15 protein-coding genes are annotated in these 15,325 nt (G+C 65.9%); 8 read left to right on the top strand and 7 right to left on the bottom strand.

The genetic code is table 11. The features are described from left to right. From BT264_RS39235 to BT264_RS17070, 5 genes are all read right to left on the bottom strand, one after another. Positions 1 to 378, bottom strand: a complete 378-nt coding sequence (locus BT264_RS39235; protein ID WP_175959322.1) for an ester cyclase — start codon at positions 376 to 378, stop codon at positions 1 to 3. Then, the gene (locus tag BT264_RS17055) at positions 363 to 1,268 is read right to left on the bottom strand and encodes a transglutaminase domain-containing protein (protein ID WP_072439041.1); all 906 of its coding nucleotides are present in this window, start codon (positions 1,266 to 1,268) and stop codon (positions 363 to 365) included. The genes BT264_RS39235 and BT264_RS17055 overlap by 16 nt, the downstream gene beginning before the upstream one ends. Beyond that, entirely contained in the window at positions 1,249 to 2,946 is a 1,698-nt protein-coding gene (locus BT264_RS17060) for a non-ribosomal peptide synthetase (RefSeq protein WP_072439043.1), read from the bottom strand. Before BT264_RS17060 ends, BT264_RS17055 begins: the two co-directional genes overlap by 20 nt. Before the next feature lie 115 nt (positions 2,947 to 3,061). Then, entirely contained in the window at positions 3,062 to 3,814 is a 753-nt protein-coding gene (locus BT264_RS17065; protein ID WP_072439045.1) for an ABC transporter permease, read from the bottom strand. Next, on the bottom strand, positions 3,811 to 4,785 hold the full coding sequence (locus BT264_RS17070) for an ABC transporter ATP-binding protein (protein ID WP_072439047.1): 975 nt from the start codon (positions 4,783 to 4,785) through the stop codon (positions 3,811 to 3,813). Before BT264_RS17070 ends, BT264_RS17065 begins: the two co-directional genes overlap by 4 nt. A gap of 33 nt (positions 4,786 to 4,818) precedes the next feature. On the opposite strand from BT264_RS17070, the gene BT264_RS38330 reads away from it, so the two are divergent. The 8 genes from BT264_RS38330 (at position 4,819) to BT264_RS17105 (ending at position 12,650) form a co-directional block, all read left to right on the top strand. Beyond that, on the top strand, positions 4,819 to 5,298 hold the full coding sequence (locus BT264_RS38330; RefSeq protein WP_143155736.1) for a hypothetical protein: 480 nt from the start codon (positions 4,819 to 4,821) through the stop codon (positions 5,296 to 5,298). A gap of 341 nt (positions 5,299 to 5,639) precedes the next feature. Next, on the top strand, positions 5,640 to 6,485 hold the full coding sequence (locus tag BT264_RS17075) for a ferritin family protein (protein ID WP_143155737.1): 846 nt from the start codon (positions 5,640 to 5,642) through the stop codon (positions 6,483 to 6,485). Positions 6,486 to 6,512: 27 nt separating this feature from the next. Continuing rightward, positions 6,513 to 6,746: a ferredoxin gene (locus tag BT264_RS17080; protein ID WP_072439052.1), complete on the top strand. Its 234-nt coding sequence runs from the start codon at positions 6,513 to 6,515 to the stop codon at positions 6,744 to 6,746. A gap of 92 nt (positions 6,747 to 6,838) precedes the next feature. Next, on the top strand, positions 6,839 to 7,738 hold the full coding sequence (locus BT264_RS17085; RefSeq protein WP_143155738.1) for a ferritin-like domain-containing protein: 900 nt from the start codon (positions 6,839 to 6,841) through the stop codon (positions 7,736 to 7,738). Positions 7,739 to 7,874: 136 nt separating this feature from the next. Continuing rightward, on the top strand, positions 7,875 to 9,749 hold the full coding sequence (locus BT264_RS17090) for an acyl-CoA dehydrogenase family protein (RefSeq protein ID WP_072439056.1): 1,875 nt from the start codon (positions 7,875 to 7,877) through the stop codon (positions 9,747 to 9,749). A 53-nt stretch (positions 9,750 to 9,802) separates the two neighbouring features. Then, a complete protein-coding gene (locus BT264_RS38335; RefSeq protein WP_110281289.1) occupies positions 9,803 to 10,645 on the top strand; it encodes a ferritin family protein in 843 nt (280 codons plus the stop codon). 47 nt (positions 10,646 to 10,692) lie between these two features. Further along, a complete protein-coding gene (locus BT264_RS17100) occupies positions 10,693 to 12,354 on the top strand; it encodes an AMP-binding protein (protein WP_072439059.1) in 1,662 nt (553 codons plus the stop codon). 23 nt (positions 12,355 to 12,377) lie between these two features. Next, the gene (locus BT264_RS17105) at positions 12,378 to 12,650 is read left to right on the top strand and encodes a phosphopantetheine-binding protein (protein ID WP_110281290.1); all 273 of its coding nucleotides are present in this window, start codon (positions 12,378 to 12,380) and stop codon (positions 12,648 to 12,650) included. A 48-nt stretch (positions 12,651 to 12,698) separates the two neighbouring features. Here BT264_RS17105 and ccrA read toward each other — a convergent pair whose 3' ends face one another. After that, positions 12,699 to 13,913 carry a crotonyl-CoA carboxylase/reductase gene (gene ccrA, locus BT264_RS17110; RefSeq protein WP_072439103.1) on the bottom strand — a complete coding sequence of 405 codons (1,215 nt, stop codon included), beginning with the start codon at positions 13,911 to 13,913 and terminating at the stop codon, positions 12,699 to 12,701. A 34-nt stretch (positions 13,914 to 13,947) separates the two neighbouring features. Then, a complete protein-coding gene (locus BT264_RS17115; RefSeq protein ID WP_072439063.1) occupies positions 13,948 to 15,207 on the bottom strand; it encodes an MFS transporter in 1,260 nt (419 codons plus the stop codon). Positions 15,208 to 15,325 lie beyond the last annotated feature (118 nt).

Genomic DNA, 15,325 nt, shown 5'->3' on the forward strand with positions numbered 1-15,325 from the left:
TCAGCGTGCCCAGGTGTTCCGATACTGGTCGTCGTCCACCATGAACCACAGCTCCTTCACCTTGTCGCCGACGAAGCGCTTCTCGACCATGATATTGATCCGGCGGCTGCGGCCACTCTCCTTCTCCGTGACGTCGCGAACCAGGCGCGCGAAGGTCCGATCGCCGCTCGCAAACACCGATTCGATCGTTGTCCTGATGTCCGAGTGCGCGGCGACGAAGTCGCGCATCGACGACTTCAGCGACTCGACGCTCAGATCCTTCCCGTTGAAATGGCAGACGGCATCGTCGTGATAATGGTTATTCACCGCGGGGCAGTTGCCGGTGTCGAACACGTCCGTATACAGCGAGCGTACGACCGCGATCATGGTGTCTTCCATACTCCCTCCTTGACGAAAGTCAGGCTGTTCCCGCTGTACGGGCTCTTGCGCAGCACGCGGCGCGGCACCGCGAAAAACGGCAGCCGCCGCGCCGTGTACAGCAGTTCGTCCCACGACGCGCCCGCCATCTGTTCGGCCAGCGCGTCGAACGCGAGCGGGTCCAGCGGCCGCGACGTCCAGAAGAACGTCGCGGGCGCGCCGAAATCCCATGGCATCATCTCGACCTGGTTCAGGCATGCGAGGTCGTGCAGCATCTTCTGCGCGACATGACCCATGCCCACGCGGTTGTAATTGCCGTACCGATCGAAGCGGTCTTCGCCTCGCCGGCACGCCTGCCAGACCTTCGCGACCGGCTTCGACAGATGCTCGGCCACATCGCGGAAATCGATCTCGACGTCGATCTTCCGCGCGCGCAGCACCGGCCAGTTCATCGACGCGTCGCCCCGCAGCCAGCGCCCCTGCTCGTCGAGCCAGTACTCGACGAGGGTCTGCTCGTGCGCGAGGCGCGGATAGAAATACGTGCAATACGCATAGCGGATGCGCGCGGGTATGCCCTTGTGCCGCAGCATCCCGCACGCGACCTTCGAGATGTTGACGCAGTTGCCGATGGTCTTGTGCTCGAGCGGCACGTCTTCGCGCAAATCCCGGACACCGTGCGCGGCGACCTTTCCGAGCAGGTCCTCGACCCGGTACACATCCATCTCGGCCAGTCGATGCGGCCCGATTCGGGCGGCGTTCAGGCCGCCGTGATGCTCGACCACATGGCGAGCGGCCTGAAACAGCACGTCGATGTCGTCGCCGAGCGAATCGAACAGGTACCCGTAGCGGCCCGGATCGGTATTCGACGTGTGCCGCAGGTAGTACGCCCGCTCAGTACGCGTATCGTTCACGAATCAGCTCCTCAAGCCCGCCCAGCGACCCCGCCTCGTAGATGTCCAGGATGTCGAGATGCACGCCGAGCTGGGTTTCGATCTCGGCCTGCAGGCGCGCGATGCCGATCGAGTCGAAGCCGATGTCGAACAGGCGAGCCTGGCGGTTCGTCGCCGGCGCGCGAGTCAGCCTCGCAATCAGACGCGCAAGCGCATCACTCCCCGCATCCCGCCCGGCCTGCTCCGCCTGCTCCGCCAGCAATGTTTCCGCGCGGCGCGCGAGCGCCCGGCCGTCGGTCTTGTCGTTGCGCGTGAGCGGCCAATCGGAGACGAACACGATCCGCCTGGGCTTCTCCCATGCGTTCAGCACGCCGTCGAGCCGCGCGTCGGCATGACGCCAGCCGTCGCGCGCCACGCCCGCCGCGTGACACACCAGCACCAGCCCCTGCATCGTCTCCGAATGGAACGCATGAACCCGTTCGGCCAGGCCGGCCTGCACGCAGCGCCGCTCGACGCCGCCGAGATCGACGCGATGGCCATTCAGCTTCACCTGCGCGTCGCATCGTCCGATGAAATGGTAAATTCCGTGCGCATCGCGCCGGACTTCGTCGCCGGTGTCGTAGAAGCGTCCGCTGACCGCACGTTCGTGCGCGGCGAACGCAGTCCCGCCCGTCTCGCCGACGTAGCCGGCGGCCAGCCCGGCGCCCGACACCAGCAGGCGCCCCTGGCCCGCCCCGTCGAGCAGTTCGCTCGTGCCGGCGCGCCGGATCTCGCACTGCACGCCTCGCACGGGACGGCCGAGCGGCACCTCGTCGACGCCGCCGCGCATTACGTCGGGCGTAAGCGCGGCGATCGTCGTGAACACCGTGTTCTCGGTCGGGCCGTAGCCGTTGAACAGCGCCGTGCCGCGTGCGCCGTCGACGAAGCGGCGCGCCGCCTCGGGATCCACCTTCTCGCCACCGACCAGGAGCGTGCGCAGCGTGGCCAGTGCGGCCCAGCGATCCGCCAGCACCAGCGTGTTGAACAGGCCGGCGGTCATCCACATCACCGAGATCCGCTCGCGGCGGATCGCCGACTGCAGCACCGCGTGATCGAGCACGTCGCGCTTGTCGAGCACGACGAGCGTGTTGCCGTTCAGCAGCGGTGTGAAGATCTCGAACGTCGACGCGTCGAACGACAGCGACGAATACGCGGCGAACACGTCCCGCGGGTCGAGCGGCAGGAAGTCCGGCGCATGCAGCAGGTTGCACACCGACGCGCGGCGCACCATCACGCCTTTCGGCTGCCCGGTGGAGCCCGACGTGAACATGATCGACATCACGCCGTCGAGCGCGCCGGTATGCACGGGCGCGCCGGCATCGAGGCCGGTCAGCCCGAGCTCGCCGGTATCGAGATCGAGCCGCTCGACCAACGCGCAGCATCGGGCGGTGCGCAGCATGCCGGAGCGCACTGTCGCGGCCGTGCCGGCGTCGATCGGCACGAACACCTTGCCGGCGTCGAGGCAGGCCAGCATGAACACGATGGCTTCCGGGTGCGGCAGGCAGAAGCCGACGACCGGGCCCGGCGCGCGCATACGCAGCGTGGCGGCGATTCGGCGCGCGCGGTCGAGCAGCGCGCCGAAGCGCAGTCGCACCGCGCCGGAGACGATCGCCTCCTTGTGCGCGTGCGCGGCGCAAACATCCGAAATAAGCTCGTACATGGCGGGTCAGTCATGTGGCGGGGCGCCGCCGGAAGTCCGGCCCCGCGCCCCTGGGTCCATTCGCGCCGCGGTTCGCCGGCGCAGGTTGCATCGCTGTTGCGGCCGGCCTCCCCGGTCAGTCGTCGCCGCCGCGACCGTCGAACACCCGCACGGCCGAATACGCGAACGCCAGCAGGAAACCGACCAGCACCAGCAAGGACAGCGGCACGGGGAATACATAGTGCCCAGACAGGCTTCCCCGCAACAGGTCCACGCCATAAGCGACCGGGTCGACGTACGCGAGCGCCCGCAGCCAGGCCGGGACGTTGTCGAGCGGATAGATGGCACCGGACAGAAAGAACATCGGCAGCAGGATCGTGTTCGTGAAGACCGGGAACGACGTGATCGCCGAGAGCCGGGCCGCGAAGCCGACGCCGAGCGCGGAAAACACGACCGCCGACAACGCCATCGCGAGCACGAACTTCACGAGGCTCGCCACCGTGAACGTCACGCCGACGAACGGCGCGAGCAGCAGCAGCAGGATCGCGATCACCATTGCCTGAAGCGCGCCCGACAGGATCTTGCCGAACGCGATCGCATTGCGCGACACCGGCGCAACGAGCAGCGCCTTCAGAAAGCCGACCTGCCTGTCGACGACGATGCCGATCGCGGCGGAGCTCGAATTGAACAGCAGCGTCAGGATCACGATACCGGGGTAGATGTACTTCTGGTACCCGCCGCTCCCGAAATGCGCGCCGGCGCTGGCACTGAGGCCCGAGCCGAGCACGAACAGATACAGGAGCGGCTGCACCAGGCTCATCAGCACCCGGTTGCGATTGATCCACAGACGCTCGATGTCCAGAAAAATGATGCCGACGATGCCGTTCATGCGACGAGGCCCTCCTTCACGTTCCTTTTGCCGACCCTCTGCCCGTTGACGAGGCTGTGCCCGGTCAGCAGCAGGAACACATCCTCGAGACTCGGCTCGCGCACCTCGACCTTCTCGACGCGCGCCGGCAAGTCCCGCACCAGATCCGGCACCATGTTCGACAGATTCCTGCCGGTGATGCACAGGCCGCTCTCGTCCGAGTCGACCGCATAGCCGCGCTCTACCAGCCAGTCATGGGCAAGCGCGTCGTTGTCGGTCGAGAGCTGGATGATGCCGCCGCCTACCTGCGCCTTGAGCGCCTGCGGCGTGTCGATCGCGACAATGCGGCCCTTGTCGATCAGCGCGATCCGGTCGGCAACGTCGGCTTCTTCCATGTAGTGCGTCGTGAAGAAAACCGTCTTCCCGGCGTCGGCCAGTTCGCGCACCTTCGACCAGAACAGCCTGCGCGCGGTGAGGTCGAGGCCGAGCGTCGCCTCATCGAGGCACAGAAGCGCGGGATCCGCGATCAGCGCCCGCGCGAGTTCCAGCCTGCGTCGCTGCCCGCCCGACAATTGCCGCGCCGGGCGATCGGCGACGTCGGTGAGTTCGAGACTGGCCAGGATCTCCTCGGTCCGCTGCCGCGCGATCGCGCGAGGCAGCCCGTAGAAATGCGTCATCAGGTTCAGGTTCTTTCGAACCGACAGGATGTCGGCCAGCGCGGGCTCCTGAAAGACGATGCCGATATGGCGGCGCACCCACGCACGCTCTTTCACCACGTCGCGGCCGTAAACCTCGAGCGCGCCCGAAGTCGGCTTGCGCAGGGTCGAGAGGATCGAAAAGAAGGTGGTCTTTCCGGCTCCGTTCGGCCCCAGTAATGCGAACATTTCGCCCGGGCGGACCGTCAGCTCGACTTCGTCGAGCACCACGAGATCACCGAACTTCTTGCTCAGCCCTCGTGCGGCAATGCTGTTTTGCTGCGTAGAGACACTCATCGTGATTCTCCGGAATCCGGGAGGGTTGGATCGATGCGCGCCGCCAGCCCGATGGCCGGGCATGATTCGCACGTTATGGGGATCAATTCAACCTCGCTTCTGGTTCGTTTGACGGCATTCCGAATAGACACCGATTTTCAACGACGAAAATCCGGAATTAATTTCGACGAGCCGCACTTCTATCATGTGAGTTTCAGGCCTGTCAACAAAAGGCATACTGCAAGATTTAACAGCCACCTCGGCAGCATTGATGAAAACATCAAGCAATCCAATGGGGATCGCCTTTCTGTCGATTGCGAAAGATATTTGAAAGAAACAGGCATCGCCGTCATTTTTCGATCGAAATATATGGATCGAATAAAAATCCGAAACGATCTGCGAAATGAAATTGAAAGATTATCCGGATATCGAAATGGCCTGTCTAAGATAACAGGTATACAATCCCGCACACTCCATGTATTAATCTCGTTGCAAAAGGCGGCACCCCGCAATACGAAGATGCGCCTTGATTAATTTCAATGCGACACCAAAATCCAACGAAATTCGACCCTTTGTTAAAAACAGGAACTTTTGCGCCAATTCCATTCGTAACCGGGAATAATCCCGAAAACCATACAGCCCGCTTTCATCATGAGCGTTAGTAATTCGCCACCTATTTCGAGGCGAATGGGTGTCGCGCGCCTGCAAAAAGGCGAAGCGCCGTTGTAATTCCGGATTTTAATCCTGTTTGCACGGTTTAAATATCCATTTATATATCGATCGCAATTGCGTCCCCGTTATTTTTTTGAATGAGCGGACTGCGACGATTGGAATCGGATCAAGCATGCGAACCAGTTGGACAACAGGAGTTCGTTATGGATGTGCGTTGCAGTAGTCCCGCGTCGCCCGTGCACGAATCGCCCGTCGACCACGACATCTTCGGCAGCTCGATTTACTACCGGCTATTCCTCGAGGCGGAAACGGTCCGGTGGCGCATGGGCGACATACCGTGGTCGTCGATCGATATCCGCAGCACCCCGCGGGCCTGGATCGCGCTGGCCAGAGAGATCGCCTATACCGAGCTCACACCGTTCAACGCGACCGCGCAGTATCTGCAGGATTACGCGAGCGACATCGATTTTACGCAGTGGGCAACGGTCTGGCTCTACGAGGAAATGAAGCATCCGCAGGCGATGATCCGGTGGCTGCACGAATTTGGCGAGACGGTCGACAGCCGCTTCGTGACGGAGGGCCGCAAGGTCGAGATCATCCCTTCGTTGATGGCGACGCTCGTCACGAACGTCTATGCGGAAGTGCTTGCCTGGTCGTTGTACATGCTGATCTCGAAGCGCTCGCCCGAGCCGGTGCTCGCGCAGGTGACCCGCCTGCTGGCCGGCGACGAGGCGCGTCACGCGAGCGGCTTTTATTCGTATGCGAAGAAGCTGCTTGCGAACTCGGACAAACCGGACCGCGAGCGGCTGACGGCGCTGAAGGTCATGTACTTCTGGGCCGAAACCAATCACCGGGTAGAGCATCCGGTCAACCTGTTCCTGCGACGGATGGCGGACCGCCCCGAAGTGCTGGAGGCGATTCCGCTCGCCGATTTCCAGGCCTGCGCGAAGAAGATGTACGCGCGTGTCTATCCGCTGCTGGGCAACCTGCTCGGCCTGCGGATCAACAATGTCGACGACGTGTACCTGCATCTGAAAACGCTGCGATAACCCAATCCCGACGAGGAATTCCAGCAAATGACGCAAGCCGAGCATACCCACGCAAGCGAGCAGTACATCTATTCGGTCGACGACAGCCAGTGCATCGCATGCGGCGCCTGCACGTCCCTCGTCCCGTCGTGCATGCGCATGGAAGGCGGTCTCGCCAGGATCTTCGCGCAGCCGGCCACCGACGAGGCACGCGCGGACATGACGGCCGCGTTCTTCAGTTGTCCCGCCGCGGCGATCCGGCGCACGCATGCCAGGCGTTGACGAGGCTCGCCGAACGGACGGCGCGCCGCCGCGATCGCGCCCGCCTGATGACCGCAAGGCCATCGCCTTGCCTAACGATTGAAGGATTTGCCATGCGTCCAACAGCATTACCCGGTGACGAACGCCTGATGAAGCTGTTCCGCAATGCCACCGAGGAACAGTGGGTGCCCGGCCAGACGTTCGAATGGAACGTCGAATGGGACTATGCGAACCCGTTGCGCATGGCGAGCCTCGAATACGAGATCAGCGACGGGGCGTTCTGGAGCAAGGTCGGCGACAGAGGCCGCGAGTCGCTGTCACGCGACTTCCAGGTTTGGCGGCTGTCGCAGATGCTGCACGCGGAGCTGGCCGCGCTCGACGTGTGCGCGAAACTCACGCAGCTTCACACGGACGTGCCGGCCAAGCTCTGCTGCACGTTGCAGGCCGCCGACGAGGCGCGGCACGTGCAGGTGTTCACGCGGCTTCTCGACGAAATCGGCTCGGCCCCGTTCCCGATCACGCCGTCGCTCGGGACGCTGATTGACCAGGTCGGGCGTGACAACCGGATCAGCTTCCTGTCGCTCGGCATGCAGATCCTGATCGAAGGGGTCGGCATCGGCGCGTTCCGGCGCATCAGCATCGCGACCGAGTCGGCGTTCGTGCGCACGCTGTTCTCCTACATCATGAAGGACGAGGCCCGCCATTTCGCGCTGGGGCGCCTGATCGTCAGCGAGCCCGAGCGACTCAACGACGAAGTCGGTCCGGCCGAACTCGACGATTTCCTCGACGAAGCGCTCGCCCTACTCGACGAGTACCTTCGCCCGACCGAGGTGCTGGCGCGATTCGGATGCTCGGCGGACCAGGCGAAGCAACTGATCGACGGATCGTCGTTCGGCAAGCAGTTCCGCCGGACGGTATTCGGGCAGATCGGCAGGCCGGTGCTCGAGCTGGATCTCGACCCGCGTGCGAAGACTCGCCAACGCCTCGAGGCGTTGGCGGGGCTGGCCAGCTGACGCCGGCCGGCCAAACGCCGTTCATCCGTCATTCGATGTCAACCGACGCCGCACGCCTCGCGTCGTCGTCCAATCTGCAAAGGGTCATCAAATGGGTCTTCTTCAGCGACTGCGGACAGCGAATGCCGAATTCGCGATGCAACTTCGCCATACCTGCCTGCCGGAGACGGTTCGCGGCGACGCCGCCGCGTTCGTCGACCTGCGGCCGGCCGACGACGACGTCGGCGGGCTGACTGGCGCGCTGTTCGGCATTCCGGACGGCGGACTGCTCGCGTGTGTCGCACCGGCGCCCGACGGCGGCCGCGTACTGTATCTCGACGCCGCCGCGTACCGGAGCGCGATCGCGCTGCGCTCGTCCGGCGACGGCGACAACGCGCTCGGTCAGCTCTCCATCGCCGATGACGCGAACCTCGCAGGGCAGCCGCTGACCGACGCCGAGCTGTCGCGCATTCGCGCCGGCTACCTGCTGCGCGTGATCGCGGAACTCGTCGGCGAGGCCGCCGAGGTCAAGCGGCAGACCGCGCGCTTCCTGATCGACAGGAAAAGCACGACCGGCGTCCTGATCGACCTGCCGGACGTTCGCACGCAGCTTTCGCATGTCCATGCGTGGCTCGACGTGCTCGAGGCCGCGCACGCCGAACTGACCGGGCGGCCCGCTTCGCCGGGCACGTGCGCAGAAGCCGAAGTCCTGCTGGTCGCCGCGCTCAGGAAACTGCAGATGTTCGCCAATCAGTGCGTTCAGCTGAACGGCGGCTGGGGCTACATCGAGCGCAATCCGGTCGCCGCGTTCTACCGCGACCTGAATGCGGCTCGTCCGCTGCTGCGGATCAGCGCGACCGGCCCGGGCACCCCGATCGACTGGACCCAGCCGTTCGTCGCGGCCACCGACGACGAGCACGCGTTCCGCGCGACCTTCGCCGAGTATCTGCACGAACGGGTCGCGCCCGTGTTCGACGCATGGGAGGCCGGCGGCCGCATTCCACGCGAGGGATTCGAGGAACTGGGCAAGCGCGGCTACCTCGGGCAGGCGTGCCCGCGAGAATGGGGCGGTGGCGGCGCCGGCATGATTCGGCACATGCACATGACCGAGCAGATGATGCTCGAAAATCTGTTCGGACTGACGGTCAGCACGATGCTGATCGCGAATACGGTCGTGCCGATCCTGACACGCTACGGCTCGGAGGACCTGAAGGACCGCTTCCTGCCGGCGATCGCGGCCGGCCGCACGATCCCCTGCCTCGCGGTGACCGAGAGCGGTAGCGCCGGGGCGATGGTGACCACGCTCGCGACGACCGCAGACGATCGAGGCGACCATTGGGTCGTGAACGGCGACAAGCATTACATCACGAACTCGCCCGCCGCCGATGTCGCGTTCGTGCTCACGCGCACGACGCGCGGCGCCGACGCGCAGGGTCTCACGCTGCTGTGTGTGTCGATGGACCTGCCGGGCGTCGAGATCGTGGAGAAATACGCGAAGCTCGGCGCACACGCGTCGGAAACCGGGCATATCCGGTTTACCGACGTGAAGGTGCCGAAGCAGAACACCGTCGGCTATGTCGGGTCCGGCCTGCTATACGTCGTCGACGTGATCGTCGAGGAGCGCGTGCTGATTGCGGCCGCCGCGGTTTCGTATGCGCTCTACTGCCTGAACCGTACGCTCGCGCAGTTGCCCGCGCGGAACGACGCGGCGGCGCTCGCGGATCTGCGCTGCGAGGCGGCGGCGCTGCGCGTGCGCTGCTGGCAAACGGCACGGCGCGCGGCGGCACGCACGTCGATTTCCACCGACGCGGCGATGCTCAAGTACCTGTGCGGCGATTTCGTGCGCGACTGCATCGATGCGTGCGAAGACGCGCTGCTCGCGGGTCGCCGCGCGCCGGGCGACATCGCGTGGCTTCAGCGCGCGCGCCTCGACGGCCGCGTGATGAGCCTCTTCACCGGCGCGTCCGGCGTCATGAAGGACTACTACAGCCGGCGCGTGACCGCAGGCCTGCGGCTGCATGCGTCCGCGTGAGCGGGCCTGCCGCCCTTCGACGTTCGAACCGCGCTTTCAGGAGATCCAGCACCATGGCCCTTGCCAGCATGTCCCCGTCGTCCCGCGCCGAGCCCGGCAGCCGTGAGTCCGTGCTCGGCAGCGCGCGCTTCTACCATCTGTTCGACCAGGCCGAATCGGTGCGCTGGAAGATATCGGACCTGCCGTGGGAGCGGCTCGACCATTCGCTCGTTTCGGACGAGCTGCTGGACGTGGTCACCGAGATTGCGATGTCCGAGCTGACCACGTGGTCGGCCTCGCGGATGTTCCTCGAGAAATTCCACGACGACGTCGATTTCACGCAATGGGTATCCGTCTGGATGTACGAGGAGACCAAGCACCCGTACGTCCTGATGCGCTGGCTCGAGCTGGCCGGGCGTTCGTTCGACGCGGACTTCGTCGCGTCCGGGCGCGCGACCGAGCCGTTCATCCGTTCCCGCGTCGGCACCCTCGTGATGAACATCCTGTCCGAAATCGAGGCGTCGTCGATCTACATGCGGCTGTCGAAGGCCGTACGGGAACCCGTGCTGAAGACCATCACGCGATTGCTGTCGTCGGACGAGGCGCGCCACTCCGGCAGCTTCTACGTGTATGCGAGCAAGATGATCGCGTGCTCGAATCGGCCGCGCACGGAACGGATCGAGGCGCTCAAGGTCCTGTACTTCTGGCTCACCTCGCTGCGCGACGTGCAGCACCCGGTTGCAATCGTGTCGCGCCTCGTGTCGGGCCTGTCCCGGGAGTCCGACGAACTGCCGGGCGTCGACGATCGCGGGCTGATCGATGCGCGGATGCGCTCGGTCATCGGCACGCTCGTCGGCATCTCGCTCGACAGCGCGGACGACGTGATGGAACAGATCCGCCGACTCGCGCTCGGCTGAAGCGCCAGGTTCGCCGGTTTTCACGCAATCTCATCCTCCTTCGCCACATGACACCCGAATCGATCGTAGAGGTCCTGCAACAGCACGCGGCATCCCGCCCGAATCAGCTCGCGATGCAGCACTACGACGCGCACCTCGAACCGATCGCCGGATTGACCTACGGCGATCTCGTCGTGTCGATGCAGAAAATGGCGGCCCGGCTCGCGGACCGGGTTCGGCCCGGCGACACCGCACTCGTCGCGATGAAGTACGGCATCGACTACCTCGTCGCCCTGCTCGCGATCCTGTCGCTCGGCGGCGTGGCGATCCCGGGCATGCCGGCGAACCGCCGCTCGTCGCAGCGTCTCGAAGCCATGCTGCGGGTCGGGCAGTCGGTCGCGATGCTGCACGACGGGCTGAACGATTTCACCGAAGGCATCCTCGCGCGCCACGACGTGCATGCGCTAGACCTGTCCGCGCCGGCGCAGGCCGGCGGGACCGTGCCCCCCGTGCGGCGGATCCCGGGCGAGGCTGCCGCGCTGCTGCAGTTCACTTCCGGCTCGACGGCGACGCCCAAGGGTGTGCTCATCTCGCACGCCAACATCGTCGCCAACCAGATCGCGATCGCGAAACACTTCGGCCATCGCGACGGCCTGCGTCTGCTGGGCTGGCTGCCGCTCTTTCACGACATGGGCCTGATCGGCAACGTGCTGCAGCCGCTGTTCCTCGGCGGCACCGCGCTGATGCAGTCTCCGCTCGACGTCGTGTCGAAGCCGGCGAGCTGGCTGAAGCTGATCGAGCGGACACGCGCGCACACGAGCGGCGGCCCGAATTTCATCTACGACATGTGTGTGCGGCGCGTGTCGGCGGACGAAGCGGCGAGCCTGGATCTGAGCGCATGGGAAACCGCGTACAACGGTTCGGAACCGGTGCGGCGCCACACGCTGGAGCGATTCGCGGAAAAATTCCGCGCATCCGGCTTCAGGGCCACGTCGATCTTTCCGTGCTACGGGATGGCCGAAGCGAGCCTGTTCGTCTCTGGCCACCGCTTCTTCGGGACGGATGGCGACACGGCGGCGCCGGCGACGGATTCCACGGGTACGCTTGTATCGTGCGGCCCGATCGATGCGGAGACGACGATCGTGGTCGCCGATCCCGTGTCGCTCGCGCCGCTCGACGATGGCTCGACCGGCGAGATCTTCATCTCCGGACCGTCGGTGGCGAGCGCCTACCGTGACGAATGCGGCATCCGGACCGCGCCGTTCGCGTACCGCTTCGCGGCCCACGAGGGCCGGCTGTTTCACCGCACGGGGGACCTCGGCAAGATCGAACGCGGGCAACTGTTCGTGACCGGGCGCCGCAAGGACACGATCAAGATTCGCGGCGTCACGTATCACGCCGAGGACGTCGAAAGCATCATCGAGCGTGAGTGTCCGCAGATCGACGATCACACGGTCTGCATCGTCGGCCTGCCCGCCGCGAACGGCGACGAGACGGTCGCGGCCGTCGTCGAGATCTCGCGAACGACCGCCTCGTCCGCGCGAAGCACGCTGGTCTCGCAGATCCGCGAGGCCGTCTCGCTGCACGCGGGCGTCAGCGTCGCGAGGGTCTGCTTCGTCCTGCGCGGCTCGTTGAGCCGGACGTCGAGCGGAAAATTCATCAGATCGCTATGCAGGGAAAGCCTCGTCGACGGAAGTCTGGCGATCATCGATGAACTTCAGGAAGTGTAGCCACCAAGCCAAGGAGCGGGAGAATGACTGAACGTAAACAGATGACGGAAAAACTGGCGGCGGAACTCGCGCGCCTGCTTGACGTCGAGCAGCTGGACACCAATGCGACGATTGCCGGCATGGGCTGGGATTCGATGATGCTCGTCGAGCTGGCGATCGCCGCCGAGGTCGTCTATGAACGGCGCATCGACCTCGAGAAACTGCAGGTCGATTTCGACATGAAGCTCGGCGACATCTTCAATAAGGTGGACGAACTGATGCGCGAGACGGAACCGGCCGGGCCGGTCGCGGAATAGCCGCAACCCGCCCGGGCGTGGGCGGGCCCCTAGCCGCCCGCCGCGGCGTCAGGCCGGCGCGCCCACCAGGATCGCGGCGTTGCCGGGAGGCAGCCGGTTCTGCGCCATCAGTTCGTGCGCATCCGGCAGCGCATCCCATGCGAACGTGCGGGACAGGCACGGCTCGACCTTGCCGCGCTCGACCAACCGGTTCGCTTCGGCGGCCTGCTTCATGTGCGCGAAATGGGAACCCTGGATGCGCTTCTGGTGCATCCATACGTAGCGGGCGTCGAAGGTCAGCTTGTAGCCGGTCGTGCTACCGCAGAACAACACCGTGCCGCCGCGCTTCACCAGGTAGCACGACAGCGGGAAAGTCGCCTGCCCCGGATGCTCGATCACCACGTCGACGTTCTCCCGCCGCCCGAGGCAATCCCAGATCGCCTTGCCGAAGCGCCGCGCCTCGCCGAGCCAGGCGTCGTAGCGCAGCGTCTGGACGTCGGGCATCTCGCCCCAGCAGTCATACCGGCTGCGGTCGATGACGCCCTTCGCGCCGAGCCCGGTCACGAATTCGCGGCGCGCTTCGCTGGACACGACACCCACCGCCTCCATCCCGTTCAAGCGGCAGAGCTGCACCGCGAACGCGCCGACGCCGCCCGCGGCGCCCCACACCAGCGCGGCGCCGCCCGGCCGCATGCCCGGCGCATGCTGGCCGAACAGCATCCGGTAGGCGGTCGCGAGCGTCAGCAAGTAGCAGCCGGCCTCGGCCCAGCCCAACCCGGCCGGCTTCGGCAGCAGCTGGTTCCGATGCACGCGCGCGTACTGCGAGAACGAGCCGTCCGGCGTCTCGAACCCCCAGATCCGCTGGCTCGGCGACAGCATCGGATCGCCGCCGTTGCACTCCTCGTCGTCGCCGTCCACCTGATTGCAATGCACGACCACGTGGTCGCCGACCGCCCAGCGCCGGACGTTGCGTCCGACCGCCCAGACGATGCCCGACGCGTCCGAGCCGGCGACGTGGAACGGATGCCCGTGAATGCCGAGCACCGATTGCGGCATGCCGGCCGCCGCCCACACGCCGTTGTAGTTGAGCCCCGCCGCCATCACGTAAACCAGCACCTCGTCGTCGCCGATCGTCCAGACCGGCACCACTTCCCTCTGGAACGCGCGGTGCGGCGGCCCGTGGCGATCCGCGCGAATCGTCCACGCATGCATGAGACGCGGCACGCCACCGAGCGGCGGCATTTCGCCGATGTCGTACAGCGCCTTGATCGTTTCCCTGCTCATGGTGTCTCCTTCGTTGTTGTGCGTACGCGCCGTGTCACGGCTGCGTCGAGCGTTCGGCGCGCGGCGCGGCGGCCTCGACCACGACGTGCACGCGCGTCGCCGCGCGCCGGGCATGGCGGTTGGCCGCCAGCGTGACGATCAGCGCGGCCAGTTCGCACAGCCCGCCGATCGCGCCGATGTCCGCCACGGAGCTGTACGCGACGATGAACGACCCGAGCGCCGCGCCGAGCGCGAAGCCGAGATACGTGAACGACGAATTGAGCGACAGCGAGACCGGCGCGACGTCGAGGCCGGCGATGCCGATCAGCTTGGTCTGCTGGGCCGGGTTGAACGCCCAGCCGGCCGCGCCCCACGCGGCGATCGCGACCAGGATCGCGACGCGTGCATGCGCCGGCTCCAGGTGCAGCGCGCTGGCGGTCAGGCTCTCGTACGACAGCATCATCACGACCAGGCAGACGATCAGCACCTTGCCGCTGCCGAGGCGGTCGATCGCACGGCCGCTGATGAACACGCCGATGCCGGCGAACACGCCGTACAGCAGCAGCACGGCGCCGACTTCCGCGTCGCTGAAGCCGGGGCGGCCCGTCAGGAACGGCGCGAGATACGGGTAGATGGTCCAGATGCCCGCGGCCCACAGGGTCGTGATGAGCAGCGTGACCAGCACGGCGGGCTGCCGCCCGACTGCCACGCGCTGCGCGAGCGACGGCACCGACAGGTTCGAGCCGATCCCGCGCGGCAGGCCCGCCACCACCCCGAGCGTCACGATCGCGGACAACACGCCGATGCCGGCGAATGTCGCGCGCCAGCCGAAGTGGCCGCCGATCCACGCGCCGAGCGGCACGCCGAGCGCGACGGCGATCGTGATCCCGCCATGGACGGTCGCGAGCGCGCGCCCCCTGCGCTCCGGCGCGACGAGCGAGCCGGCGAGCGCATTTGCGCTCGGCATGTACAGGCCGGCCGACACGGCCAGCAGCACGCGCGCGGCCAGCAGCGACAGATAGCCGGGTGACGCGCAGGCCGCGAAGTTGGCCGCGGAGAAGCACAGCAGCGCGACGATCAGGAAGCGCCGTCGATTGACCCCCGCGCTGACCGTCGTCAGGATCGGCGAGCTGATCGCATAGGAGATCGAAAAGACGGTGACGAGCTGCCCCGCCGCCGCGAGGCTGACGGACAGATCCTTCGCGATGATCGGCAGCAGCCCGGCGAGCATGAATCCTTCGGTGCCGATCGCAAAGGCGCCCAGCGCCAGGAAATACAGCGATGCGTTCTGTTTCAGTTCGGCGGCTGACGCCATGAAATCGTCTCCCTGCTGATGAATCCGGATAGTGGGCGCGCTCGCGCGCCGCCGGTGTTCGCCCGCGCCGGCCTGACGGCGCGGCGCGGGGAAACCGGGTCTGCATGATGCCGCGCCA

This window comes from Burkholderia sp. NFPP32 (assembly GCF_900119325.1).
Classification (GTDB): Bacteria; Pseudomonadota; Gammaproteobacteria; order Burkholderiales; family Burkholderiaceae; genus Burkholderia; species Burkholderia pyrrocinia_C.